Origin of the sequence: Arthrobacter sp. StoSoilB22 (assembly GCF_019977315.1) — a bacterium.
GTDB lineage: Bacteria > Actinomycetota > Actinomycetes > Actinomycetales > Micrococcaceae > Arthrobacter.
On sequence record NZ_AP024652.1, the window covers coordinates 3,136,766 to 3,161,457 of the forward strand.

Annotated in this window: 21 protein-coding genes; 5 read left to right on the forward strand and 16 right to left on the reverse strand. The window is 62.4% G+C overall.

What is annotated here, in order from left to right; genetic code table 11:
* Positions 1-83: 83 nt before the first annotated feature.
* The gene (locus tag LDN70_RS14580) at positions 84-446 is read right to left on the reverse strand and encodes a hypothetical protein (protein ID WP_142938413.1); all 363 of its coding nucleotides are present in this window, start codon (positions 444-446) and stop codon (positions 84-86) included.
* 67 nt (positions 447-513) lie between these two features.
* On the opposite strand from LDN70_RS14580, the gene LDN70_RS14585 reads away from it, so the two are divergent.
* Positions 514-1,743, forward strand: a complete 1,230-nt coding sequence (locus LDN70_RS14585) for a THUMP-like domain-containing protein (RefSeq protein ID WP_223940619.1) — start codon at positions 514-516, stop codon at positions 1,741-1,743.
* Positions 1,744-1,763: 20 nt separating this feature from the next.
* On the opposite strand, the gene LDN70_RS14590 is transcribed toward LDN70_RS14585, so the two are convergent.
* Genes LDN70_RS14590 through LDN70_RS14600 form a run of 3 tightly spaced genes read right to left on the reverse strand, consistent with a single transcriptional unit; the run spans position 1,764 to position 3,912 of the window.
* Positions 1,764-2,576, reverse strand: coding sequence for a shikimate 5-dehydrogenase (locus tag LDN70_RS14590; RefSeq protein ID WP_142938411.1), 813 nt, complete (start codon positions 2,574-2,576; stop codon positions 1,764-1,766).
* Between the two features lie 38 nt (positions 2,577-2,614).
* Positions 2,615-2,737: a type B 50S ribosomal protein L36 gene (gene ykgO, locus LDN70_RS14595; protein ID WP_011775528.1), complete on the reverse strand. Its 123-nt coding sequence runs from the start codon at positions 2,735-2,737 to the stop codon at positions 2,615-2,617.
* 29 nt (positions 2,738-2,766) lie between these two features.
* Positions 2,767-3,912, reverse strand: a complete 1,146-nt coding sequence (locus tag LDN70_RS14600; RefSeq protein ID WP_223940620.1) for a GTP-binding protein — start codon at positions 3,910-3,912, stop codon at positions 2,767-2,769.
* Positions 3,913-4,079: 167 nt separating this feature from the next.
* Between LDN70_RS14600 and LDN70_RS14605 the strand changes: the two genes are divergently transcribed.
* Positions 4,080-5,231: a glutamate--cysteine ligase gene (locus tag LDN70_RS14605; protein WP_142938409.1), complete on the forward strand. Its 1,152-nt coding sequence runs from the start codon at positions 4,080-4,082 to the stop codon at positions 5,229-5,231.
* Positions 5,232-5,256: 25 nt separating this feature from the next.
* Here LDN70_RS14605 and tsaD read toward each other — a convergent pair whose 3' ends face one another.
* Genes tsaD through LDN70_RS14635 form a run of 6 tightly spaced genes read right to left on the reverse strand, consistent with a single transcriptional unit; the run spans position 5,257 to position 10,636 of the window.
* Entirely contained in the window at positions 5,257-6,405 is a 1,149-nt protein-coding gene (gene tsaD / locus LDN70_RS14610) for a tRNA (adenosine(37)-N6)-threonylcarbamoyltransferase complex transferase subunit TsaD (RefSeq protein ID WP_223940621.1), read from the reverse strand.
* On the reverse strand, positions 6,402-6,857 hold the full coding sequence (rimI, locus tag LDN70_RS14615) for a ribosomal protein S18-alanine N-acetyltransferase (protein WP_166840869.1): 456 nt from the start codon (positions 6,855-6,857) through the stop codon (positions 6,402-6,404). The genes tsaD and rimI overlap by 4 nt, the downstream gene beginning before the upstream one ends.
* Before the next feature lie 53 nt (positions 6,858-6,910).
* Entirely contained in the window at positions 6,911-7,582 is a 672-nt protein-coding gene (gene tsaB, locus LDN70_RS14620) for a tRNA (adenosine(37)-N6)-threonylcarbamoyltransferase complex dimerization subunit type 1 TsaB (protein ID WP_223940622.1), read from the reverse strand.
* The gene (tsaE, locus tag LDN70_RS14625) at positions 7,576-8,160 is read right to left on the reverse strand and encodes a tRNA (adenosine(37)-N6)-threonylcarbamoyltransferase complex ATPase subunit type 1 TsaE (RefSeq protein ID WP_223940623.1); all 585 of its coding nucleotides are present in this window, start codon (positions 8,158-8,160) and stop codon (positions 7,576-7,578) included. The genes tsaB and tsaE overlap by 7 nt, the downstream gene beginning before the upstream one ends.
* On the reverse strand, positions 8,157-9,410 hold the full coding sequence (alr, locus tag LDN70_RS14630; protein ID WP_142938404.1) for an alanine racemase: 1,254 nt from the start codon (positions 9,408-9,410) through the stop codon (positions 8,157-8,159). The genes tsaE and alr overlap by 4 nt, the downstream gene beginning before the upstream one ends.
* Before the next feature lie 56 nt (positions 9,411-9,466).
* Positions 9,467-10,636 (reverse strand): carbohydrate kinase family protein, encoded by a 1,170-nt coding sequence (locus LDN70_RS14635; RefSeq protein WP_502773747.1) that lies wholly within the window; start codon positions 10,634-10,636, stop codon positions 9,467-9,469.
* On the opposite strand from LDN70_RS14635, the gene LDN70_RS14640 reads away from it, so the two are divergent.
* Positions 10,626-11,996 (forward strand): 6-phospho-beta-glucosidase, encoded by a 1,371-nt coding sequence (locus tag LDN70_RS14640; RefSeq protein ID WP_223940625.1) that lies wholly within the window; start codon positions 10,626-10,628, stop codon positions 11,994-11,996. The genes LDN70_RS14635 and LDN70_RS14640 overlap by 11 nt on opposite strands.
* On the opposite strand, the gene LDN70_RS14645 is transcribed toward LDN70_RS14640, so the two are convergent.
* Positions 11,993-12,511: a GNAT family N-acetyltransferase gene (locus LDN70_RS14645; protein ID WP_142938401.1), complete on the reverse strand. Its 519-nt coding sequence runs from the start codon at positions 12,509-12,511 to the stop codon at positions 11,993-11,995. The genes LDN70_RS14640 and LDN70_RS14645 overlap by 4 nt on opposite strands.
* 111 nt (positions 12,512-12,622) lie before the next feature.
* Here LDN70_RS14645 and mshA point away from each other — a divergent pair, with 111 nt between their 5' ends.
* On the forward strand, positions 12,623-13,867 hold the full coding sequence (gene mshA, locus LDN70_RS14650) for a D-inositol-3-phosphate glycosyltransferase (protein WP_142938400.1): 1,245 nt from the start codon (positions 12,623-12,625) through the stop codon (positions 13,865-13,867).
* A gap of 98 nt (positions 13,868-13,965) precedes the next feature.
* Positions 13,966-15,654, forward strand: coding sequence for a formate--tetrahydrofolate ligase (locus LDN70_RS14655; protein WP_223940626.1), 1,689 nt, complete (start codon positions 13,966-13,968; stop codon positions 15,652-15,654).
* A 179-nt stretch (positions 15,655-15,833) separates the two neighbouring features.
* On the opposite strand, the gene LDN70_RS14660 is transcribed toward LDN70_RS14655, so the two are convergent.
* The 5 genes from LDN70_RS14660 to glgX all read right to left on the reverse strand — a co-directional run bounded on the left by LDN70_RS14660 (position 15,834) and on the right by glgX (position 24,660).
* Positions 15,834-16,919: an inositol-3-phosphate synthase gene (locus LDN70_RS14660; RefSeq protein WP_090817844.1), complete on the reverse strand. Its 1,086-nt coding sequence runs from the start codon at positions 16,917-16,919 to the stop codon at positions 15,834-15,836.
* 169 nt (positions 16,920-17,088) lie between these two features.
* Complete coding sequence (mgrA, locus tag LDN70_RS14665; protein WP_223940627.1) at positions 17,089-18,126, reverse strand: L-glyceraldehyde 3-phosphate reductase; 1,038 nt, start codon at positions 18,124-18,126, stop codon at positions 17,089-17,091.
* A gap of 79 nt (positions 18,127-18,205) precedes the next feature.
* Positions 18,206-19,978, reverse strand: a complete 1,773-nt coding sequence (treZ, locus tag LDN70_RS14670) for a malto-oligosyltrehalose trehalohydrolase (RefSeq protein WP_142938646.1) — start codon at positions 19,976-19,978, stop codon at positions 18,206-18,208.
* A 90-nt stretch (positions 19,979-20,068) separates the two neighbouring features.
* Complete coding sequence (gene treY, locus LDN70_RS14675) at positions 20,069-22,381, reverse strand: malto-oligosyltrehalose synthase (protein ID WP_223940628.1); 2,313 nt, start codon at positions 22,379-22,381, stop codon at positions 20,069-20,071.
* Positions 22,378-24,660, reverse strand: coding sequence for a glycogen debranching protein GlgX (glgX, locus tag LDN70_RS14680; protein ID WP_223940629.1), 2,283 nt, complete (start codon positions 24,658-24,660; stop codon positions 22,378-22,380). Before glgX ends, treY begins: the two co-directional genes overlap by 4 nt.
* Between the last annotated feature and the right edge of the window lie 32 nt (positions 24,661-24,692).

Genomic DNA, 24,692 nt, shown 5'->3' on the forward strand with positions numbered 1-24,692 from the left:
GGGGAGAGTGCTAACAAGACTCTATGTAAGCGTTAGCACTCGGTCAAGGTGAGTGCCAGCATTTCGTCATGGGTGAACGTCCCTTACCTGCCCGTCAGGTCGTCCAGATCGTAGTCTTCGCCGTCGTCATCCTCATCCAGCGGAGCATTGCCGCGGTTCAGGTACAGCACCACGGCGGCGGCTATAGCCACGATGCCGGAGATCACCAGCGTGATAATTCCACCGGTCCGGGCGCCGCTGTAAAGTTCGCGGATGCCCCGCGCTTCATCGGTGGCGTCATTGACGCTCTTGCCGGCCACCGAGTAAGTAGCCGCATTGAAGGAATCCAACGCGAAGATAATGATCAGCAGGCCGATGCAGACCACCGCGATCACGACCCCCGCTATCAGGGCGGGGCGCGCAATCTTCGTCAGGGTGGAGGGGTGCGGTGCTGCGTTGTCTTCCATGAAAACAACCCTATCCGGCTGATTCGCCGGTCACGCTGTCAAGCGCCGCGCCGTTAGGCTTGATCCCATGCCTCACGCACCGCAGGAACAGATCGCACCCTTGCTGACTACTGAAGGATGGGAACTTCTTGCCTCACTGGGACCCTATCGGGAGGCCGATTCCTTCAGCGTCAACGCAGACCTCCGCAAAGCGGGTCACTCCCCGGAGCTGGTGGCTGCGGTCCTCACGCAATCCAGGCTGCGGACGCGCGCAGAGGCAAAGTTCGGCGAGTTTGCCCGGCAGATGCTCTTTACCCAAGCCGGCTTGGAGCAGGCAACGCGATTGAACGTCGCAGCCCGTCACGCCGAGCGCTTTGCGAAGGCCGGCATCTCGCACGTTGCAGACCTGGGCTGCGGCCTTGGCGCCGACTCCATGGCGATGGCGTCAATGGACATTTCCGTGACCGCAGTTGAGATGGATGAAACCACCGCCGCCTGCGCCACCATCAATCTCATGCCCTTCCCGCATGCCACCGTGGTGCACTCCGACGCAACAACCGTGGAGCTGGACGGGGTGGACGGCGTATGGCTGGATCCCGCACGGCGAACCACGTCCACCTCCGGAACCAAACGGATCTGGGACCCTGAAGCCTTCTCTCCCCCGTTGTCCTTCGTGGAACGCCTGGCGGCTACCGGCCGCGCCATCGGCGTCAAGATGGGTCCCGGCATCCCGCATGAGTCCGTGCCTTCAGGCTGCGAAGCCCAGTGGGTTTCGGTAGGCGGCGACGTCACCGAAGTGACCCTGTGGTTCAACGCAGTGTCCCGCCCCGGCGTGCGTCGCGCCGCGCTGGTGATTGGCGGCCAAGGCGCCGCTGAGATCACCAGCAGCGCGGATTTCGACGGCGGCCCGGTAGCCGCCGTCGGGCCTGTAGAAGGTTTCCTCTACGAACCCGATGGTGCGGTGATCCGCGCAGGACTGGTGGCCGACGTCGCCGAACGGCTGGGCGGGCACCTGGTGGACGAGCACATTGCCTACATCTGCGCGCCTGCGCTGCACGACACTCCCTTCGCCCGTGCCTACAAGGTTCTTGAGGTGATGCCCTATAATGTCAAGGCCCTCAAGGCCTGGGTCAAGGCCAACGGAATCACTGTGCTGGACATCAAAAAGCGCGGCACGGCAGTCACTCCCGAGGAACTCCGGAAGCAGTTGCTGCCCGCCAAACCGGATAAGTCCCTTGGGACGAAAACAGCCACCCTGGTCCTCACCAGGATCGGCGAGGAGAGAGTGGCTGTTGTGGTGGAACCGGTGACGGGCTAGCAGTCAGCGGCACCCGGCAGTCAGCGACGTGAAAACTCCGAGGCTTCGCGGACCTGCTCAGGGCTAGGGCGCACGCCGGTGTAGAGGACAAATTGTTCCTCGGCTTGGATGGCAATAACTTCAGCGCCTGTGATCACCTTCTTGTCCGCTTTCCGGGCAGCACTGATAAGTGGCGTCTCGGACGGCAAAGCCACGACGTCAAACACTACTTGCGCCGCGGCAATCGTGGCGTCGTCGAAGGACTGCGCTGTTTCGTCCGCACCTGCCATTCCCAACGGCGTGACGTTGATGATGAGATCAGCTGTGGAGCCGTTGACGTCATCCTGCCAGGCGAAGCCGTAAAGATCTGCCAGTGCACGGCCGGTGTCCTCGTTGCGGGCCACGATGGTGACGGCGGTGAACCCGGCGTCCCGAAGTGCTGCGGCTACGGCCTTGGCCATACCGCCTGCACCGCGGAGGAGCACGCTGTGGCTGCTGGGAACCTGGTGGTCCTTTAGCAGCCGGGCAATGGCGATGTAGTCCGTGTTGTAGGCAGTCAGCACGCCATTGTCGTTGACGATGGTGTTCACCGAATCAATGGCCTTGGCCGACGGATCCATCACGTCAACCAACGGGATGACGGCTTCCTTGTACGGCATGGAAACCGCGGCGCCCCGGATCGGGAGGCCGCGGATGCCAGCCACTGCAAGAGTGATGTCCGCAGGGGCGAATGCTTTGTAGACAAAGTTCAGGCCGAGCAGATCGTACAAATAATTGTGGAACCGGGTGCCGATATTGCTGGGCCGGGCCGCAAGCGAAATGCACAGGGACATGTCTTTGTTCAGGATTGGCATTCCCCCATTAAACACGCCCCTTTATCACCGACGTGCGGTTAGCCCTGCCGCGCCTTCATCCGCGGATTGTTCTTGTTGATGACGAAGGTACGCCCGCGCCTGCGCACAATCTGGGCGCCGGGGATCTTCTTGAGGGCACGCAGCGAATTCCTGACCTTCATGGTGTTTCTCCTTTGGTTGGGTGGTTGGTTTAAAGGGCGTCGCTGAGTTCCAGGGGGTCGTCCCACACGCCGAAATCCTGCTGCATTTCAGCTTGGGTGAGTTGGCAACCGTCCAGGAGCCCGCGAAATTCCCGGGCGTCGATGTCCTCCGAAAGGCCGGTGATCGCCAGCACAGTTCCACGGTCGCCGCGGCTGGGATGCCAGTCCAGGACAGAGTCGACGTCGGCACCCGCCTTTCCGGGGTGCGCCTGGCCAGGTTCGGCCGAGTCCGCCAGCCATTTCCCGGTACTTTCGAGCCAGACCCTAGGCCCAATACCTTGGACGGCGATCCTTGTTTTCGGCGCTGATGCGATCCAGAGGCGGCCTCGCAGCCAGTGCGTTCCGGCGGCCAGTTGGGGCAGGGCTTCGCGGAAGCGTCCCGGATGCAGCGGCCGACCCACTTTGTGGAGCACCGTCCGGTAGGACCCACCCCCATCGCTGACGGGCACACGCACGACGCCGGGACGGTTGCGTGCCGCCGCTTCAGCGTCGTCGAAGCATCCCGGCCTGTAGGCGTCAGCGGCGCCAATGACGCCTGCGTGGGACGCCAACTGGCCAAGCAACTGGACACCCAACTGCCACTGCGAAGTGCCTTCGCGAGGTTCGCCGCTCAGCACTGCACCCAGGCCGGGGTGCACCATCACCGTATCCACCTGCCCGAACTCGCCGATCAGGAATTCTCCGCTGGTTCGCTCATCTGTGGGCATGGACGTAAACCCGGACTCGAACAGCGTGTGACGGTCCCAAATATGGTCATCCAAGTCCGCAGGGTCCAAAGCCAGTACGGCGTTGTCTATCACCGCAGGGCGGCTCAGGCCACGCCGAAGCTCGCCAACGGCCATGCCGGCCGCAACGCCGGGAGGGAGGCCCAGCACTACATGGTCGAAACCGCAGGAGGCGAGACGTTCCGCCGTCGGGACTACATCTAATCTGACAGTGCAGCTGAGGCAACCATGCTCCAGAACTGTGGTTTCGCGCTCAAACAACTGGCCGTTCCGGTATACCCGCCGCAGGACCATCGAGCCATCAAGGAGATCGTGAAGGACCACCACGGAATTGGCGTGGGTTTGGCCGAGCCGGGCAGCGGCGGACTCGCGGCATTGGGTGTCCAAGGAACTGACAACTGTGAGATGCATGCAGCGATTCTATTGAGAAGCATTCTCAATAGCAAATGACGGGACTTTCCCCCTAGCAAGACCACAGCAGAAACCTGCGTTCCAGCTGCATTAGACTTGTTCCGACCGCTGGCGGCCCCACAGCGGGGAACCGTGTCCGGCTGAGACAAGACAAATGAGGGGACTACGTGCAGATTGATTTTGCGCCATCCAGGCAATCGACACTGGGTGTGGAATGGGAGTTGGCGCTCGTCAATGCACGCACCGGGGAACTGGTATCAGTGGCCAACGACGTCCTCAAAGGCGTCGCCGCGAACCACCCCGACCTCAACGAGGACGACGAACACCCCCATATCAAGCGCGAACTGCTCCTCAATACGGTGGAACTGGTCACCGGGATCTGCGAAACAGTCAAAGACGCCAAGGAAGACCTCAGCCGCTCCCTGGCCGCCGTGCGTGAAGTCACCGATCCCATGGGCGTGGAAGTCTTCTGCGCAGGCAGCCACCCCTTCAGCCCTCCCCTGCTCCAGCCCGTCACGGACAAGGAGCGTTATGCCAAGCTCATTGAGCGGACCCAATGGTGGGGACGCCAAATGGTGATCTACGGTGTTCACGTCCACGTGGGCATCGACCGCAAGGAAAAGGTCCTTCCCATCCTGGACGGGCTGGTCAACTACTTCCCGCACTTCCAAGCCCTGTCCGCCTCAAGCCCTTACTGGGCCGGAGAAGAGACCGGCTACGCCTCCCAGCGTGCGCTCATGTTCCAGCAGCTTCCCACCGCAGGCCTCCCCTTCCAATTCGACACGTGGGAGGCGTACGAGTCCTATGTCCAGGACATGTTCACCACCGGCGTCATCGATGCGACCTCAGAAATCCGCTGGGACATCCGCCCGGTGGCCAACCTTGGGACCATCGAGATGCGCATCTGCGACGGGCTGGCCACTCTTGAAGAAGTAGGAGCCATTGCCGCGCTGACCCAATGCCTGGTGGACGAGTTCTCCTCCATCCTTGATGCAGGCGGCAGCATCCCCACCATGCCGCCCTGGCATGTGCAGGAGAATAAATGGCGGGCCGCGCGTTACGGCATGGAAGCCATCATCATCCTCGACGCCGAAGGCAACGAGCAGCTTGTCACAGAGCACCTCACGGAGACCGTCGCACGGCTTGAGCCCGTGGCAGCAAAGCTCGGCTGCTCCGAAGAATTGGCAGACGTCCTGAAGATCATTGAGCGTGGGGCAAGCTACCAGCGCCAGCGCCGCGTCGCCGCCGAACACAACGGTGACCTGCAGGCAGTGGTCATGGACCTCGTGCACCAAATGCGCAAAGGACCTGACGCCTAGTTCCCTGTTTGCCTGAGTCTGAAGCTCAGGCGGGCACTGACACCGTGGTCACCGGCATGGAGGAATCCGGCGCGAAGGAGACTCCGCTGGGGCCGATGCCGGCCATGATCAGCTGGGCACCGAGCGCCGCAACCATGGCGCCGTTATCCGTGCACAGGTCCAGCGGCGGGACATGGAGCTTGATTCCGGCGGAAGTACACCGCTGCCCGGTCAGTTCCCGAAGCCGAGAGTTCGCTGCTACTCCCCCACCAAGCAAGACGTCCGTGATGCCATGCTCTTTGCAGGCCAGGACTGCTTTGGAACTGATGACGTCCACCACGGCTTCCTGGAACGCTGCGGCGATGTCCGCCACGGGGACTTCCTCGCCTCGGGCTTCGAATTGCTCAACGCACCGCGCCACGGCCGTCTTCAGTCCGCTGAAAGACCAGTCATAGCGGTGCGGGCCCTTTTCCTCCGCAGTACCCATGTACTTGGGCTGCGTCAGGCCGCGAGGGAAGCGGATGGACTTGGGGTTACCCTGACGCGCCAATTTGTCGATGGCCGGGCCACCGGGATACCCGAGGCCAAGGATGCGGGCCACTTTGTCGTAGGCTTCGCCGGCCGCGTCGTCAATGGTTGAACCGAGAAGCTCGACGTCGTCCGTGATGCTGCGGATGCGCAGGATTTCCGTATGCCCGCCCGAGACCAGGAGGGCTCCGAGGTTCTCCGGCAGCTTGCCGGCTCCCAAGCCGGCGGCAGCACCGGCGTCGTTCTTTCCCTCAGTTCCTTGACGTCCGTTCAGGAGTCCCACGCCCACATGCGCCACCAGATGGTTGATGGCGTACAGCGGTTTTCCCGTGGCCACAGCCAGCGCCTTGGCAGCACAGACGCCTACCATGAGCGCACCTGCCAAGCCGGGACCGGATGTCACGGCAATGGCATCAATCTCGTCCAAGGTGACACCGGCTTCATGCAGCGACTCCTGCAAAGTGGGCACAAAAGCGTCCAGGTGCGCGCGCGACGCGATCTCCGGGATGACACCGCCGAAGCGGACATGCTCATCCATGGACGAGGACACGGTGTTGGTCAAGAGGGTGGTCCCCCGCACGATCCCCACGCCAGTCTCATCGCAGGAAGACTCGATGCCCAGCACCAGCGGCTGCTGCTTTGACTGTTCCGGATACTGCCCGCTCACGCCGTGGCTCCTTCGTGGGACTGTGGTTTGTTCAGTTCAAGACGCATGATCAGGGCGTCCGTGCCGTCCCGGTAATAGCGGGGACGCACGTGGATCTGCTCGAAGCCGAACCGCAAGTACAGCTGCTGGGCCCGGGGGTTGTCCGCCCGGACCTCCAGCAGGACGTCTGCCGCACGGCGGCGACGCGCTTCATCAATCAGTTCAGTCAGGACAGCCGAACCGATGCCCTTGCCCTCGAATTCAGGCACGACGGCGATCGTCTGGACGTCCGCGATCGGCTCAATACACATCAACCCGGCGTAGGCCACGATCTCCCCGGAAACCTCCGCCACCACGTACCGCCGCGTCTCGGGCTGGGCCAATTCGTCGAAGAACATCTGCAACGGCCAGGCATCCACGGGGAACAACCGGCGCTCCAACGTCTCCACCGCCGGGATATCAGCCTCGGTCATGTCCCGCAGGGAAACACCGGCGAGTTCCAGCTTGGGTGAGAATTTCCTTTCGGTCACAGCGCACGCTTCCTGGGTCCAGGCACCTGGGCATCGGATTCGCGCAGATACAACGGTGTAGAGTCCAGCAAGGTCTGACCGGCCGTGAGCTTTGCCAAAGCGAACTGCCCCAGCGAGGCCGCGTCCGGCTGGGTCTGAGCGAAATCAACGTCCGCAGTGAGGACATCGGCGTACAAACCTGCACCCGCCCCAAACACCGGCAAGTCCGGGAGCTCGGAGGCGAAACCCACATGAGGGCCGTCCACGAGTTCCGGAAGCTGTCCGTCAGCCAGCACATACCGGGCCCAATAAACCTCTTTGCGTCGGGCATCGGTAGCCACAAGGAACTCGGGTGTGGAGGCCGTTGACTCCGCAACTTCCAAGGCAATGGCGTCCAGGCTCATCAGCCCATACAACGGCTTGTTCCATACGTAGGCGAGGGTGCGGGCCGTCGCAATGCCGGAACGGAGTCCGGTGAACGGGCCGGGTCCCACACCCGTGACGATCGCGTCAATGTCAGCGCCGGTGACACCGGCACCGGCCAAAAGCTTTGCGATCCCGGGAGCAAGGACTTCGGCGTGGCTGCGCGTATCCTCCGTGGCGAAAGATTCCACCACGGACTCCATGGCATCGTCCGAAATCAGCGCCGCGCTGGCAACCGCCGACGTATCAATGGCCAGGATCAGCATGAGAGACCTTCCACAGGTGAAGTAGTTTCAAGGACCTGCGGCGCTTCGGCCCAGCGGGGACCGAATCCACGGAAAACAATGGTGCGGGGCTCGTCGTCGTCATCGGTGTCGAAGTCCATAACGTCACCGTCCGTGGTGGGCGCAGCGGCTCCTCCCCCAACGGACCGGTGCAGGTCAACCTCCAGACGGCTGTCCGAGAGATGCTCCACCCGGTCCCTGCCCCACTCCACCACGGTGACCGCTGTATCCATGGTGTTCTCAAGATCGATGTCGTCGATCTCCGCTGCCGAGTCCAGCCGGTAAGCATCAACATGGACCAGGTCCGGACCACCGGGCCTGGGGCCATCCGGGAGATTAGGGTGGATCCGTACCAGGACAAACGTTGGCGAAATGATGCCTGCACGCACCCCCAGGCCTTCGCCAAGTCCCTGGGTGAACGTGGTCTTGCCCGCACCCAGCTCGCCTGTCAGGACCAGGAGATCCCCGGCCTCAAGCACCCCGCCCACAGCTGCTGCGAGCGCGTGTGTCTGTTCCGCCGTCGTGACTGTGAGCGTGCGCTCCCACTGGGCTTCGCTCACAGCGTTGCCGTTTCAGCTGCGTCGTTGAGGGCAGCGGGTGACTCCGGCGTGGCGGGCATTTCGTTGACGTAGCTGCGAGGGACCCGGGGGCTGATGCGCGTCACGATTTCGTAGTTGTTGGTTCCTGCTGCGGCCGCCCAATCATCGGCGGTGGGGCCACCGTCTGCTCCATTACCAAACATGACAGCCTCGGCACCCTTGAGGCCTGTCGCCTCCTCCGGGGACAGAGGTCCGAGGTCGATGACCATCTGATCCATGGCGATCCTGCCAACAACCGGATACGTCGTGCCGTTTACCCGTACAGGACCCCCGGTGGCGACCCTGGGGACGCCGTCCGCATAGCCCAGCGGCACCAGGCCCAGCGTGCTTTCCTCGCTGGTCCGGTAATTGAGTCCGTAAGAGACGCCTTGGCCTTCGGGTACCTTTTTGCAGTTGGACAGGAGAGTCCGGACAGTCATGGCGGGATGCAGGCCCAATTCGGCAGATGTGGCCCCTTCGAAGGGCGAGAGTCCGTACACACCGAGGCCTACGCGGACAAGGTCGAAGTGAGAGTCGGGTCGGGACAAAGCCGCCGGCGTGTTGGCTATATGCCGGACCTCGGTGTCAACGCCGGCGTCCTCGGCCATGGCGATTGCCTCGCGGAAGACGGCCAGTTGATGGTCCGTTTCCGGGCGTTGCGGCTCGTCTGCAACGGCCAGGTGCGAGAAGATACCCACAACCCGCAGGAGGCCCTGATCCTGGTAGTCCATGGCCTGTCCCAACAGCTGGTCCCAATCCGCAATGGTGCAGCCATTCCGGCCCAGTCCCGTGTCCACTTTGAGATGCACCCGCGCGGGTCGCTCCTGTTCCCGCGCTGCGGCGACTACCGCTTCGAGCTCCCAACCGGAGATCCCGACGTCGATGCCGGCGGCGACTGCCGCTTGGAAGTTGCTTTCGCGGGTGTGCAACCAGGCGAGGAGCGGGGCCTCGACTCCGGCGGCGCGCAAGGCGAGCGCCTCGGAAATGTGGGCGACACCCAGCCAGGCAGCTCCGGCGTCGAGGGCTGCCCGCGCCACCTGCACGGCACCGTGCCCATAGGCGTCCGCCTTCACCACAGCCATCACAGCGGCCGGGGAGGCAATGCCCACGAACTGACGAACGTTGTGCCGCACGGCGTCCAGATCGATCACGGCGGAGCGCTCCAGGACCGCTGACTTTGCTATGGAGGTCTTCGCGCCGATCCCGATTTCTGCAGCTGCTTCGTAAGTCACCCTAGAGATTCTAGTGCTGTCAGTGAACTCGGGTTAACTGCGGAGCCCGGCCATGGCTACTGCGCGTCAGACAGATGCGCGATGGTGGCCCGGGCTCGTCGTTGGGCTTCGGCCGGGATGTCCTTCACGATCGGTTCCAGGAAGGCGAAGCGCCGCAGCCATTGACTGGACTGACGCTCCTTCCGCGCGTTCGCCCGTTGCCACCAATCCGCGATGTCTCCCCATCCCGGTGCAGCCAGTGAGCCCCCCACTTCCTGGACCGCCAGGGAAGCGCAAAGGTTCGCGAACCGGAGCCGGTCCCCCAGCCTCCACCCTGCCAGGCACCCCACAATGAAGGCCGCCCCGAAACAGTCCCCGGCGCCGGTGGGATCTGAGGCTGATACGGGCAGGGACGGCACCCATTCCTCTTCCCCGGTTTCTGAGTCCACTGCCACCGCGCCTTGGGGTCCGAGAGTTACCACCGCCACTGGGACGCGGTCAGCCAGCGAATACAAGGCCGCCCACGGGTCGGTTTTGCCGGTGAACGCCATCGCTTCAGGGGCATTAGGCAAGAAGGCGTAGAAGTTAGCCAGCTGGTCCAGGCGACGCTCGGACCACTTCCCCGTAGGATCCCAGCCCACCACGCCAAAGAGCTTGGTGCCGGCATCCTTCGCGGCCAGCATCCACGGCTCCAGTTCCTCGCCTAAATCTGCGACGGCGGCGAGTGCCTTGGGTGGTTTTCCGATCAATTCCGAGGAACTGATCGGGGCGGGGTGGCCGTGTGTCACCATGGACCGGTCCTGATTCACGCACATGGATACCGTCACGGGTGAGTGCCAGCCCGAAACCCGCTGCGAGAGCGAGAGGTCAACGTGTTCCTGGCTTTCCAGGATCTGCCAGTTGTAATCGCCGTATCCGTCGTCTCCGAAGGTTGCCGCGAGGTTGGTGCGCAAGCCAAGCCGTGCGGCAGCAATGGCCTGGTTGGCTACGCCCCCGGGGCAGCTGCCCATTCCTTCGCTCCACACCTCCGTGCCGGGTTCGGGTGCGTGCGGAAGTCCGGTAAAGATGATGTCTTGGAAAACCGTGCCGGTCAGGAGGAGATCGCACTGGTGGTCCCCGTCAGACCGCACGGCAGCCAGGGGGTCGAATCGTCGCTGGGGCATAGCGTCCATGCACGGCAGACTACGCTGCCCGTTGTGGGCTGCATAGACTTGTGGGCCTGCATAGACTCGGAGCATGCGGCTCATGATCGCCGGTGGCGGCGGATTCCGGGTTCCCCTCGTGTACCGGGCTTTGTGTGAGGGACCTTTCGCAGGTTTGGTGGACGAGCTTGTTCTCTTTGACGTGGATGAATTACGGCTCGCTGCCATTGAGGCGGTGCTTCGCGACATGCCCACGGGCGGTTCCGGGCCCGTCGTCGTTGTTTCCACGGATCTTGGGCAGGCACTCACCGGCACGGACATGGTGTTCGCGGCGATCAGACCCGGTGGTACCGCGGGGAGGATCGCGGACGAACAGATTCCCCTGAGGTTGGGGTTGCTGGGCCAGGAGACCACCGGCGCCGGCGGCATCTCCTATGCGCTGCGCTCCATCCCCCGGATGCTGGAACTCGCTGAGGCCATGCGGGAGTATTGCCCCGATGCGTGGCTCATCAACTTCACCAATCCGGCCGGCATGGTTACCGAGGCTTTGGTGCCGGTTTTGGGTAACCGGGTGATCGGCATCTGCGATTCCGCCGGAGGATTGGTCCAGCGTGCTGCCCGCGCTGCCGGGGCTCCCCTTGCTGAAGGGCACCTCGACGGCGTGGGCTACTTCGGGCTGAACCACCTCGGCTGGCTTTACCGGCTGGCACCCGCTGGACGGGACCTCTTACCGGATCTGCTGTCTGATCACGGTGCACTTGAAACCATGGAGGAGGGCCGCTTGTTCGGGCAGCACACCCTCCTTCTCCTTGGCTGCCTGCCCAACGAATACCTTTACTACTACTACCAAACGTCGCAGGCCACCCAGGCCATTGGACAGCAGCAGCAAACCCGCGGGGCGTCCATCCACGGCCAGCAACAGTTGCTTTACCCGTCGCTTCTCCATGCTTCACAGCCATACCGGCTGTGGGATGACGCCCGGCGCTCCCGGGAGGAAGGTTACCTGGCAGAAGCGAGGACCCACGGGGAACAGCGGGACGAGTCCGATCTCGCAGGAGGCGGATACGAACGTGTAGCGCTTTCGGTAATGCGTGCGCTGTCCGGCGGAGGTACGGCGCAGTTGATCCTCAATGTGCCCAACTCGCCGGTGTCCGCCACTGGGCCCGCTGCCGAGGCGGCGGTGCCCGGACTGCCTGGGGACGCCGTCGTCGAGGTTCCCTGCGAGGTAACGCCCGGCGGCGCGTTGCCGCTGGCCCAGGACCGGCCGGACGGGCAGTTCCTCACCCTGATGCAGCACATCAAGGAGGTGGAGCGGCTGACAATCCGCGCCGTGGTGTCCGGCGAGCGCGAGGCAGCTGTGGAAGCCTTTGCGGCACATCCCCTGGTAGGTTCGCTCGCCCTGGGCCGGCAACTGCTTGACGGATACGAGGCCGCTTTTCCTGAATTAACCCAGCTGTGGGCCTAAAGTTTTCGGTACATCACGTGCAAGCCCACGTAGCCGATTTCGGGGTGGTTGAAGGCTTCAGGCACCGTAGCCAGAATCTTGAAACCCATGGACTGCCACAACCACACGGCACGCACGTTGCTCTCCACCACGGCGTTGTACTGCATGGAACGGAAGCCTGCCGCTTTCGCTTCGCTCAGTGAGTAGGCGCACAGGGCCCTGGCAATACCTTGACCCGAGTTGTTGGCCCCCACCATGTATCCGGCGTTGGCAACATGGCTTCCACCACCGGCTTGATTGGCGTGGAACTCCCCTGTTCCCAGGATCTCGCCGCTGCCCTGGCGCACAGCAACGAAGGTCTGGCCGGGAGCTTCCTTCACCCATTTGCTCCTGGCCACCTCTTCTGTGGTGTCGCGATCCCATGTGAAGGTCTCGCCCTCGCGGATCACCGGCTGCAGGATCGACCACATTCCGGGCCAGTCCTCAGGTGTTGCTTTACGGATGTCAAAGGATTGTTCTTGGCTCACAGCGGCCACGCTAGCAGTCTTGTCCACATAGCGGAGCTTGCCCGGCTGAGGACTCAACGGCAGGAGTAATGTTTTCTGCAGCGCAAAGTTGAATTTGCTGTGATCGTGAGGAGGTCCCGGATGCCGTTGATCCGTCGTGTGGCCTTTCTGTCCCTCCATACCTCCCCCATGGAGCAGCCCGGCGCGGGAGATGCCGGCGGAATGAACGTTTACGTGCGCGCCTTGGCCATGGCACTTGCGGAGTCCGGGGTGGAGGTGGAAATCTTCACGCGATCCACCAAAGCCGGCCAGCCCGCCGTCGAGCACCCTGGCCCCGGCGTCTGCGTACACAACGTCATGGCAGGACCACGCCGCAAACTGCCCAAGGAAGAACTGCCGGCACTTCTGCACCACATGGTCGAGGAAATCGACAAAATCCGCCACCAACAGCTCCACGGCCGCTACGACGCCATCCACTCCCACTACTGGGTTTCAGGCGTGGCAGGGCTCGAGCTCTCAGAACTTTGGGGCGTCCCCCTCATCCACACCATGCACACCATGGCCAAGGTCAAAAATCTTGTCCTGGAATCCGGTGAACGGCCTGAGCCGCGGCGCCGGGAAGACGGAGAGCAACGCATTGTGGACGGCGCTTCGAGGCTGGTTGCCAATACTCCTGCCGAAGCGGAGGAATTGGTTTCACACTACGGGGCGGATCCTGACCGGATAGATGTAGCCCCGCCGGGAGTGGACCTCAAGGTGTTCACGCCCTCGTTCCGGCGAAAATCGCGTTCATTGCGGGGCGTCAGGCCGGACAGCTTCCACATCCTCTTTGCCGGCAGGATCCAGCGGCTCAAAGGTCCCCAGGTATTCGTCAAGGCGGCCGGCATACTCCGAAAACGCCGGCCGGACATTGATTTGGAAATGACCATACTGGGCTCTCTGAGCGGGGCGAAGGACTTCAACCTCCAGCACATCATTGAAGACGCTGGACTCTCCGACGTCGTTACTCACCGGCCGCCTGTTGTGGCACCGGAGCTGGCCAGCTGGTTCCGGTCAGCAGATGTGGTGGTGATGCCCTCCTTCAGCGAGTCCTTCGGTTTGGTGGCGTTGGAAGCACAGGCGTGCGGTACACCTGTGGTGGCCACCAATGTTGGTGGTCTCTCCCGCGCCATCTCCGACGGGCGAACGGGCATCCTGGTAAACGGACACGATCCTTCCGATTGGGCAGACGCCCTCGAAGATCTTTACGACGACGTCCAGACCCGCGAGGACATGGGCCGGCTCGCTGCCACCTACGCCGAGTCCTTCGGATGGCAACGCACCGCCGCCATCACGTTGGAAAGCTACCGTGAGGCTGTGGGCGGACTCTTGGTCCCGCGGCGCTGAGTCTCCGCCGGTATCTGCACCGGGGCTGATAGATTGTCGCGCACAGCGTAAACCCCCGGCAGCAGCATCCCCGCTGCGGGCAGAACCGAAGGACAAAGATGTCTGAAAACAAGGTCATGAGTGATCTTGAGATTGCCCACCACGCCACCATGCTTTCCATTGAAGAGGTGGCCGAACGCGCCGGCATTCCCGTGGATGCACTTGAGCTGTACGGGCCTTACAAGGCCAAGATCAACACGGCCAAACTGGTACTGCCTCAGGGCAAGGCCCCCGGCAAGGTAGTGCTCGTCTCCGCCATGTCCCCCACTCCTGCCGGTGAAGGCAAGTCGACCACCACAGTGGGACTCGCTGATTCCCTGGCCCGCGCAGGCCACAACGTGATGATCGCCCTGCGTGAGCCCTCTCTCGGTCCGATTCTGGGCATGAAAGGTGGAGCCACGGGCGGCGGTTACTCCCAGGTGTTGCCCATGGACGACATCAACCTGCATTTCACGGGCGACTTCCACGCCATCACCTCGGCAAACAACGCCCTCATGGCCTTGGTGGACAACCACATTTTCCAGGGCAACCACCTCGGCATCGATCCACGCCGCATGACGTTCAAACGCGTGCTGGACATGAACGACCGCGCTTTGCGCGAAGTGATCATCGGACTCGGCGGCCCCATGCAGGGAGTGCCCAGGCAAGACGGCTTCGATATCACCGTGGCCTCGGAAATCATGGCGGTCTTCTGTCTCGCCTCAGACCTTGACGATCTTCGGGACCGGCTGGGACGCATCACCTTCGGGTACACCTACGACCGCGCACCCGTCACGGTGTCGGACCTCGGTGTGGAGGGCGCTCTCACCATGCTCTTGAAGGATGCCATCAAGCCCAACCTCGTCCAAACCATCGCAGGGACGCCCGCTTTGGTCCACGGCGGCCCCTTCGCAAACATCGCCCACGGGTGCAATTCGTTGATCGCCACCCGCACCGCCATGCAGCTTGCCGACGTCGTGGTCACCGAAGCAGGCTTCGGCGCGGACCTTGGTGCGGAGAAGTACATGGACATCAAGGCGCGCATCGCCGACGTGGCGCCATCCGCCGTCGTAGTAGTAGCCACCATCCGCGCCCTCAAAATGCAGGGCGGAGTTGCCAAGGAGAACCTCAGCGAGCCAAACATCGAAGCCGTGGCGGCCGGCGTCGAGAATTTGAAAAGGCACGTGGGAAACGTGGCCAAGTTCGGTATTTCCCCCGTTGTGTCCATCAACAAATTCGGAACGGACAGTCCGGAGGAACTTCAGTGGCTCCTTGCCTGGTGCGCCGCGGAAGGCGTTCAGGCGGCGGTTGCCGATGTTTGGGGGCGCGGTGGCGGAGGCGACGGTGGTGATGAGCTCGCCGCCAAGGTGGCAGCCGCACTGGATGTGCCAACCGACTTCCACCACCTCTACCCGCTGGAACTCAGTGTTGAGGACAAGATCCGGACGATCGCGCAGGAGATCTACGGGGCCGACGGTGTGGAATTCTCTGTGCCGGCAATCAAACGTCTCGCCGAGATCGAGAAGAACGGCTGGTCAGAGCTCCCCGTGTGTATGGCCAAGACACAATACTCCTTCACCGACGATGCTTCCCGACTGGGTGCGCCCAAAGGATTCCGCGTGCACGTTCGCGATCTGATTCCCAAGACCGGTGCTGGATTCATCGTTGCGCTGACCGGTGCGGTGATGACCATGCCCGGCCTTCCCAAGGAACCGGCCGCCATGCGCATGGACGTGGATGCCGACGGCAACCCTACCGGCCTCTTCTAACCCTCTCTCACATCCCAAGCCCTACACCCCAACCGTCTCTCACTTCCTTGAGGAAAGGGATAGAGCGTTGCGCTCAGAGGCCAAGGATCTGATAGAGCGTTGGGTACGGCAAACGCCCCCGTATCGGAAGACGAGGGCGTTTGGCGTCGCGCGGTTTGGCGCTTGGTAAGGCGGGGTGTTTAGCGTTCGATGTCGCCGCGGATGAAGGCTTCAACCTTGTCGCGGGCGATGTCGTCGTTGAACTGCTCCGGCGGCGACTTCATGAAGTAGCTGGATGCGGAGAGCAGCGGGCCGCCGATTCCGCGGTCCAGGCCGATCTTCGCAGCGCGGATGGCGTCAATGATCACACCGGCAGAGTTCGGGGAGTCCCACACTTCGAGCTTGTACTCGAGCGAAACAGGGGCGTCACCGAAGTTACGGCCTTCAAGGCGGACGAAGGCCCACTTGCGGTCATCGAGCCAGGCAACGTAGTCGGACGGTCCGATGTGGACGTCGTCGGCGTGCAGCTCAGCCTCAACGTTGGAGGTGACGGCCTGGGTCTTGGAGATCTTCTTGGACTCGAGGCGATCGCGCTCAAGCATGTTCTTGAAGTCCATGTTGCCGCCAACGTTCAGCTGGTACGTGCGGTCCAGGGTGACGCCGCGGTCTTCGAACAGCTTGGCCATGACACGGTGGGTGATGGTGGCACCGATCTGGCTCTTGATGTCGTCGCCCACAATCGGGACGCCGGCTTCGGTGAACTTGTCAGCCCACTCCTTGGTCCCGGCGATGAAAACGGGCAACGCGTTGACAAAGGCCACGCCTGCGTCGATGGCGCACTGGGCGTAGAACTTGGCGGCCTGGTCCGAACCGACGGGCAGGTAGCAGACCATAACGTCTGCTTTGGCTTCGCGGAGCGCGGCAACGATGTCTACAGCTTCTTCCGGAGCCTCCACGATCGTCTCGCGGTAGTACTTGCCCAGACCATCGAGGGTGTGACCGCGCTGGACAGTCACGCCTGTTGCGGGAACGTCGGCGATCTTGATGGTGTTGTTTTCGCTGGCACCGATGGCGTCAGCGAGGTCGAGCCCAACCTTCTTGCTATCGACATCGAAAGCAGCAACGAAGTGAACGTCGTTGACGTGGTACTGGCCGAACTCGACGTGCATCAGACCCGGGATCGTGGCCTTGGGGTCAGCGTCGCGATAGTACTGAACACCTTGGACCAGCGATGCGGCGCAGTTGCCTACGCCGACAATGGCAACACGAATCGGATGTGAAGACACGGAACTCCTTTTTGAGAACTAACCTCAGGTGCCAGGCGCATCCCTGACTGAGTCCAGGGCACGGCTGAGTGGCACGGCGCCATTCGGCGCACACTTGCATTGTAACCAACACAGCGGAAGCCGGTTTTGTTCCCTCCCGGCCTCCGCTGTTTATGTCAGTTGTTGAAGGCTACTTCTGAGCCCAAAGGTTGATGTCCGATTCCACAGCAAATTCGTCAATGGCCGTGAGCTCTTCGCTGGTGAACCCCAGGTTGTTGATCGCGCTGAGCGTGTCCTCAAGCTGGGCAACGCTGGAAGCACCAATCAGGGCTGAGGTCACCGGCGAACCCTTGGGCTGATCACGCAGGATCCAAGCGATGGCCATCTGGGCAAGGGTCTGCCCACGCCCTTCGGCTATGGCGTTCAAGCCCCGCACGCGGTCGAGTTTGTCTTCAGTGAGTGCAGATTCGGACAGGAACCGTTCTTTGGCGGCCCGCGAATCGGCCGGCACACCGTTGAGGTACCGGTTGGTGAGCATGCCCTGCGCCAGCGGCGAGAAGGCGATGGAACCGGCGCCCACCTGGTCCAAGGCCTCGTACAGGTTGGGTGAGCCGTTCTCCGTCCACCGGTTCAGCATGGAGTAGCTGGGCTGGTGGATGAGAAGAGGAGTGCCGAGTTCCTTGAGGATCCGGGCGGCTTCGATCGTCTGTTCCGGCGTGTAGGAAGAGATTCCCGCGTACAGTGCCTTGCCGGACCGGACTGCATAGTCCAAAGCGCCCATGGTTTCTTCCAGTGGAGTTTCAGGATCGGGGCGGTGGCTGTAGAAGATGTCCACGTAATCCAGGCCCATGCGCTCCAGCGACTGGTCCAGGCTGGAGATCAGGTATTTGCGGGATCCCCACTCGCCGTACGGGCCGGGCCACATGTAGTAACCGGCTTTGGTGGAGATGACCAGTTCGTCACGGTACGGCTTGAAGTCGTCCTTGAGGTGACGGCCGAAGTTTGTCTCTGCCGAGCCATCCGGCGGACCGTAGTTGTTGGCGAGGTCAAAGTGGTTGACACCGAGATCGAACGCACGGCGCAGGATGGCGCGTTGTTCGTCGAATCGTTTGTCATCGCCGAAGTTGTGCCAGAGGCCCAACGAGATGGCGGGGAGTTTGAGTCCGCTGCGTCCGACGCGGCGGTAGGGCATGGTTTCGTAGCGGTTTTCCGCGGCCGAATAAGTCATACGTACCATCCTGCCACTGCAGAAACAGTGGTGACGGCGCCGTCCGCCATGTGGGCGCCGTCACCTCAATTTCTGTGGCTTACTGGACGCGCACGACGGCGGCGCTACCGCCGGGAAGGGTCAGCGTCCCGTCGTTCAGCGCTGCTTCGTCGTCGGTAGCCAGCAACACGGAGCCATTCAATGGCGTGCCCAGTGCTTCGTCCCCGAAGTTGCAGACTACCCGGATGGGGCCGCGGGAGAACTGGAGCCAGTGCTCGTCGTCGTCAAACTCAACGTGTGTCTCGCCGAAGCCGCCGTCCACCAATTCCGGAGTGTTGCGGCGCAGCTGTGCCAAATCCTTGTACAGCTGCAGCAAGCGTGCGTGCTCACCTTCGCCGGCTTCGTCCCACTTGAGTTTGGAGCGCTGGAACGTCTGAGGATCCTGCGGGTCAGGAACAACCGCCGGGTCCCATCCCATACGTTCGAATTCCTTGATTCGCCCTTCTGCTGTAGCTTTGCCGAGCTCAGGTTCCGGGTGGGAGGTGAAGAACTGCCATGGAGTGGAGGCAGCAAATTCCTCACCCATGAACAGCATGGGCGTGAAGGGGGATGTCATGGTCAGCACAGCACCGATGGCCAGCTTTCCGTACGACAACGACGCAGTGAGGCGGTCCCCGGTGGCCCTGTTCCCGATTTGGTCGTGGTTCTGCAGGCAGACCACAAGCGCGGAAGGGTGGGCCATATCGCGGCGGATCGGGCGGCCGTGGTGCCTGCCCCGGAAGCTGGAGTAGCTGCCGTCGTGAAGGAATCCGTGCTCCAGGACCTTCGCCAGGACTGCGAGCGAGTCAAAGTCCGCGTAATAGCCGGTGGTTTCCCCGCTGAGGTTGACGTGGACGGCGTGATGGAAGTCGTCGCTCCACTGGCCTTCCAAGCCGTAGCCGTTGTCTTGCCGCGGGTAGATGAGCCGCGGGTTGTTCAAATCCGATTCCGCAATCAGCGTCCTGGGGATTCCGGTGGCTGCCTCCACCTCGTCTCCCAGCGCGCCGAATTCCTCAAGGATGTGCACGGCACGCTCATCACGCAACGCGTGCACGGCATCGAGGCGGAGTCCGTCCACGTGGTAATCCCGGAGCCACATCTCTGCGTTCTCCAGGATGTATCGACGAACATCGTCCGAGCCGGGGCCGTCAAGGTTCACGGAGTCACCCCAGGTGTTGCCCTCCCCCGATTTCAGGTAGGGGCCGAACTTGGGCAGGTAGTTGCCGCTTGGACCGAGGTGGTTGTAGACGACGTCCTGAATAACGCCCAAGCCCGCGGCATGCGCTGCATCCACAAAGCGTTGGTAGGCGGCCGGGCCACCATACGGCTGGTGCACGGCGTACCAAAGGACGCCGTCATAACCCCAGTTGTGAACACCATTGAATCCGTTGACCGGCAGTAGCTCTACGAAGTCGACGCCAAGGTCCACCAAATACTTCAGTTTCTCGGCTGCGGCATCCAGCGTGCCTTCCGCGGTGAAGGTGCCGAGGTGTAGCTCATAGATGACCGAACCCTTGAGGCTCCGGCCTTTCCATTCGCTGTCCTTCCACTCATGGGCGGAAGGATCGAAGGTCGCTGACAGACCATGGACCCCGTCCGGCTGCCTCCGCGAGCGCGGATCGGGAAACGGTCCCTCGCCGTCCACGATGTAGCCGTACCGCACGTCGTCGCCATCCTGGGCCACTGCGTCAGCAGGCGCCCGCCACCAACCGGCTGCGGCGCCGTCGTGATGCCTCTCCATGGAGTACTCGTGGCCTCCGGCGAGCAACTGAACCGAATCCGCATTCGGAGCCCAGACGTCGTAAAGATTCTTTCCAGCAGCGTGCTCCAGCATCATGCTCCCCTGTACGTGTTTCAAGCGTGCTTTGCAATGACGGTGTTGACGGTGCGATCACCGCTATTCGGTGATCGCACCGTCCGGAAATCAGTCCGTAGGGACCAACAAAGCCACCGGGTAATGCTCCAGCAAGGTGGCCAGAGGGACGGCGCCTGCCCCGTAGCTGACCCCGGTGAGTTCGTCCCGGCAGGCCACCGTCAATTCAATGGCCGTGTCCCGCCAGCCGCCTTCACTGGCCAGCCGCTTGGGCAGGCGGGTGGCAACGGTGAGAGCTCCACGATGTTCGGCTCCCCGGTCGAAGGCCACCACGTGTCCCGCAGCGGCGCCTTGGGCAGCCACCGGGAGGTAGCCGGCGAACAGTTCCGGCCTGTCGCGCCGTAGCCTCAGGGCACGCGAGGTCACCAGCAGTTTGGCGGCTTCATCGGTGAATGCGGGCTTGGCGCCGCCGTCCAACTCTTCCAGGGCTGCGATCCGAGCCTTGAAGTCCACGGGACGCCGGTTGTCGGGGTCGGTCAGCGAACCGTCCCTGAATTCAGTGCCTTGGTAGACGTCCGGAACGCCGGGCATGGTCAGCTGGATCAACTTGGCGGACAACGAGTTGGATGTTCCATACGGTTCGAGCTCGTTGACGAAGTTCGTCAGGGCGGCTGCAACCTCCGGAACATCGAAGACGGCGTCGACGGCGGCCGCCAACTGGCGTTCGAAATCCTGGTTGGGATCGGTCCAGTTGGTGGAATTGCCGGCTTCCCGTGCCGCTTTCAAGGCGTAGGACTGCAACCGTTGGCGATCTGCCGGCCACGCGCCTGCGATGGATTGCCAGACCAAGGCCGAGAGGGGCCCATCGGGGATGGGCGCGAGCTCATGGACGATTCCGAGGAAGAGCTCCCATTCCGGTACGGCCTCGGAGATCACCGAGATCCTGGCCCTCGCATCCTCGCTCCGTTTGGTGTCGTGGGTGCTCAGCGTTGTCATGGACAGCGGCAAGAGCTGCTGCCTCCGGGCCATGCGTTCGTGGAAGACATTGCCGGGAATGGAGAACTCCGTGGGATCCGCACCCACTTCCGTCAGTGACCCTAGACGGGTGTACCGGAAAAATGCGGTGTCCTCCACACCCTTGGCCATCACCATGCCGGACGTCTGTTGGAAACGCCGGGCCAGCAGGCTGGACTCATCCAGCAAGAGCGGCTGAAGCCCGCTAAGGACAGCTGCCAGGTCAGGGCGCTGCTTGGCGGCGTTCTCCACGGACTCGATCAGCGTTTTCCCACCATAGGGCAGATACGTCCTGTAGATGGGGAAACAGCAGATGACTTCAGCCAAGGCATCGGCTACCTTCGCGAACGGCAGCTCCAAGGATTCAGGCACAAGGCGGGCCAGCCTTAGGACTTCCGATCTCAGGATGCCGTCGGCGATCCGGCGCTTGGTCGCATGGATCATGGAGTGGTAGTCCGCGGGAGCATCTGCATTCCGGAGTCGGGCATCGAGGGAGTTCAGGTATTCCTCTGCCGCCGGATCCACGAAAAGGCGGTCGACGTCGGCCAAGGCGTCGTATCCCGTGGTCCCTTCGCACTCGAAGGTATCCGGCAATTGCTCCCCCGGTTCCAGGATCTTCTCCACCAGAAGGTAGGAGCCACCAGTAGCTTCGCGCAACCTTGCGAGGTAGCCCTCGGGGTCGGCCAGACCATCGGGGTGGTCGATCCTCAGCCCGTCCACCAGTCCTTCACGGAACCAGCGGACGATCTCTGCGTGGGACTCGTCAAAGACCCATGGAACTTCGACTCGTAAGCCGGCCAAGGTGTTCACTGCGAAGAAGCGGCGGTAGTTCAGATCGGCGTCGGCGCGGCGCCAGCCAACCAACTCGTAGTGCTGCCGTTCGTGGACCTCACGCGGGTTGTCCCCGGCCGTGTACGTCCCCTCTGCCAAGGGGAAACTGTGATCGTAGTAACGCAGTTCGTCGTCCACGATTTTCAGTTCATCAAGGTCGTCATCACTTCCCAGGACCGGGATGCGGATCTTCCCCCCGCCAAAGTCCCAGTCGACGTCGAAAGCCTCGGCGTACTTTGAACCCTGGCCTTCCTTGAGCAGCTGCCACCACCAGGCGTTTTGCTTCGGCGAAGCGACACCCATGTGATTGGGGACGATGTCGGCAAGAACGCCCAGGCCCTTGTCTTTGGCAGCCCGGGACAATGCGGCTAGTCCTTCGGAGCCTCCGCGGGCGGGGTCGACGGTGGAAGGATCGGTCACGTCATAGCCGTGATCGGAACCCTTTTCCGCTGTCAGGATGGGTGAAACATAGACCCAATCAATTCCCAGGGATTGCAGGTATCCGGTGAGCTCCGCCGCATCCTGCAGGGTGAAGCTCGGCCGGATCTGGAGTCGATACGTGGAGACAGGCGTCCTCATGATCCAGGCTCCTTCGTTTCATCTGCCTTTTCGTCGCCCTCCGGGGCCGAGCCTTTGTAATCGAAAGGCAAGGACGTCACTGCCGGGGCGGTGATGGATGCCGTCTCCGGAGTGCTCGTTTGCGTCAAAGCTGCGAGGGAAGCTGCCACCGAGTGATCGGGTTCAATTTCCGGGGTGCTGTGGGCCCGGAGTACCACCAGCGACTTGCCGCCTACCATCAGGATCTGGTCCGGCTTGACCACGCCCGCTTCGGCGCCCTCCCCGGCGGTGTCGATCATGACGTCCCAGGCCGGCGCGTACTCGTCGGAAGGAATCCGGAAGCCTACCTCGTCCTGGTCCGCGTTGAAGTACAAGAGGAAGTTGACGTCCGTGATGCGTCGGCCCTGGGTGTCCAGGCCGTGGATGCCATCGCCGTTGAGGAACACACCAACGGAGCGCCCCAAAGCTTCGTCCCAGTCGGACGGAGACATGGTGCTGGCGTCGGCGTCGAGCCATACGATGTCCGGGAGCCGTTCGCCTTCACCACGAAGCACGGGACGGCCATCGAAGAAGCGGCTGCGGCGCAGGCTGGGGTGTTTGGCACGGAGCGCGCTGACCGCGGCAGTGAACTCGATCAGCGGCTGGTCCACGTTCTCCCAGTTGATCCAGGTGAGTTCGGAATCCTGGCAGTAACCGTTGTTGTTGCCGTTTTGCGTCCTGCCCAGTTCGTCGCCGTGCAGCAGCATGGGGACGCCCTGGGACAGGAACAGCGAGGCAATGAAGTTACGCTGCTGGCGGGCCCTGAGGCCAAGGACGGTGGGATCGTCCGTGGGTCCTTCTGCGCCGCAGTTCCAGGAACGGTTGTGGGACTCGCCGTCGTTGTTGTCTTCGCCGTTGGCCTCATTGTGTTTCTCGTTGTAGGACACAAGGTCGGCCAGCGTGAAGCCATCGTGCGCGGTGACGAAGTTAATGGACGCCACGGGTCGACGGCCAGAGTGCTCGTAGAGGTCCGCCGATCCGGTCAGACGTGACGCGAACTCGCCAAGGGTGGAAGGTTCGCCGCGCCAGAAGTCACGGACCGTGTCGCGGTATTGGCCGTTCCATTCTGTCCACTGAGGCGGGAAGTTGCCCACTTGGTACCCACCGGGCCCAACGTCCCACGGCTCAGCGATGAGCTTCACCTGGGAGACTACCGGGTCCTGTTGGATGAGTTCGAAGAAGGTGGAGAGTTTGTCCACGTCGTAGAACTCACGTGCCAGCGTTGAGGCGAGGTCGAATCGGAATCCGTCCACGTGCATCTCGGTCACCCAGTAGCGCAGGGAGTCCATGAGCAGTTGGAGGGAGTGGGGGCTGCGGACGTTAAGCGAGTTGCCCGTGCCGGTGTAATCCATGTAGTACTTCTGGTCGTCTTCCACCAGGCGGTAGTACGCGGAGTTGTCGATGCCCTTGAAGGACAGTGTGGGTCCGAGGTGGTTTCCTTCGGCTGTGTGGTTGTACACGACGTCGAGGATGACCTCGATGCCAGCCGTATGCAGCGCCCGCACCATGGCTTTGAAGTCCTGGACCTGCTGTCCAGTATCGCCCTTGGAGCTGTAGCTGTTGTGGGGTGCGAAGAACCCGATGGTGTTATAGCCCCAGTAGTTGTTCAGGCCCTTGTCCTGCAGGATGCCATCGTTGACGAACTGGTGCACCGGCATGAGTTCGATCGCCGTGATGCCCAGCTTCTGCAGGTGGGAAATAACCGCCGGATGCGCGACGCCGGCGTAGGTGCCGCGCTGCTCTTCGGGCACCTCGGGGTGCATCTGGGTAAGGCCCTTGACGTGTGCCTCATAGATCACGGACTTGTGATACGGAATGCGCAGGAGTTTGTCGCCGTCCCAGTCAAAGAAGGGGTTGATGACAACGCCCAGCATCATGTGCGGCGCAGAGTCCTCATCATTTCGCGAATCGGGGTCACCCATGTTGTATGAGAACAGGGACGGGTCCCAGTCAATCTGCCGGTGGATGGCCTTCGCGTAAGGATCCAGCAGCAGCTTATTGGGGTTGAAGCGTTGGCCGGCGTCAGGGTCGTAGGGACCGTGCACCCTGTAGCCGTACTTTTGTCCCGGTTGGACCTGCGGCAGATAACAGTGCCAAACGTAACCATCTACTTCGGTAACTTCTACGCGGACTTCCCCGCCGTCGTCGTCGAAGAGACACAATTCCACTTTTTCGGCCTTCTCGCTAAACAGCGCGAAGTTGGTGCCGGTGCCGTCAAACGTGGCACCTAGCGGATAAGCCGATCCAGGCCAGACTTCCATGCGTTCTCCTCTTGATGATGCGAACAACTGTT

Excerpts from the sequence above, each read along its gene's own strand:
- mshA (WP_142938400.1), top strand. The coding sequence starts at position 12,623 with ATGCCGTTGATCCGTCGTGTGGCCTTTCTGTCCCTCCATACCTCCCCC.
- LDN70_RS14585 (WP_223940619.1), top strand. The coding sequence starts at position 514 with ATGCCTCACGCACCGCAGGAACAGATCGCACCCTTGCTGACTACTGAA.
- LDN70_RS14655 (WP_223940626.1), top strand. The coding sequence starts at position 13,966 with ATGTCTGAAAACAAGGTCATGAGTGATCTTGAGATTGCCCACCACGCC.
- tsaB (WP_223940622.1), bottom strand. The coding sequence starts at position 7,582 with ATGCTGATCCTGGCCATTGATACGTCGGCGGTTGCCAGCGCGGCGCTG.
- LDN70_RS14640 (WP_223940625.1), top strand. The coding sequence starts at position 10,626 with ATGCGGCTCATGATCGCCGGTGGCGGCGGATTCCGGGTTCCCCTCGTG.
- ykgO (WP_011775528.1), bottom strand. The coding sequence starts at position 2,737 with ATGAAGGTCAGGAATTCGCTGCGTGCCCTCAAGAAGATCCCCGGCGCC.
- treY (WP_223940628.1), bottom strand. The coding sequence starts at position 22,381 with ATGAGGACGCCTGTCTCCACGTATCGACTCCAGATCCGGCCGAGCTTC.
- LDN70_RS14635 (WP_502773747.1), bottom strand. The coding sequence starts at position 10,636 with ATGAGCCGCATGCTCCGAGTCTATGCAGGCCCACAAGTCTATGCAGCC.
- treZ (WP_142938646.1), bottom strand. The coding sequence starts at position 19,978 with ATGCTGGAGCACGCTGCTGGAAAGAATCTTTACGACGTCTGGGCTCCG.
- LDN70_RS14590 (WP_142938411.1), bottom strand. The coding sequence starts at position 2,576 with ATGCCAATCCTGAACAAAGACATGTCCCTGTGCATTTCGCTTGCGGCC.
- rimI (WP_166840869.1), bottom strand. The coding sequence starts at position 6,857 with ATGACCGAGGCTGATATCCCGGCGGTGGAGACGTTGGAGCGCCGGTTG.
- glgX (WP_223940629.1), bottom strand. The coding sequence starts at position 24,660 with ATGGAAGTCTGGCCTGGATCGGCTTATCCGCTAGGTGCCACGTTTGAC.
- LDN70_RS14580 (WP_142938413.1), bottom strand. The coding sequence starts at position 446 with ATGGAAGACAACGCAGCACCGCACCCCTCCACCCTGACGAAGATTGCG.
- LDN70_RS14600 (WP_223940620.1), bottom strand. The coding sequence starts at position 3,912 with ATGCATCTCACAGTTGTCAGTTCCTTGGACACCCAATGCCGCGAGTCC.
- mgrA (WP_223940627.1), bottom strand. The coding sequence starts at position 18,126 with ATGACTTATTCGGCCGCGGAAAACCGCTACGAAACCATGCCCTACCGC.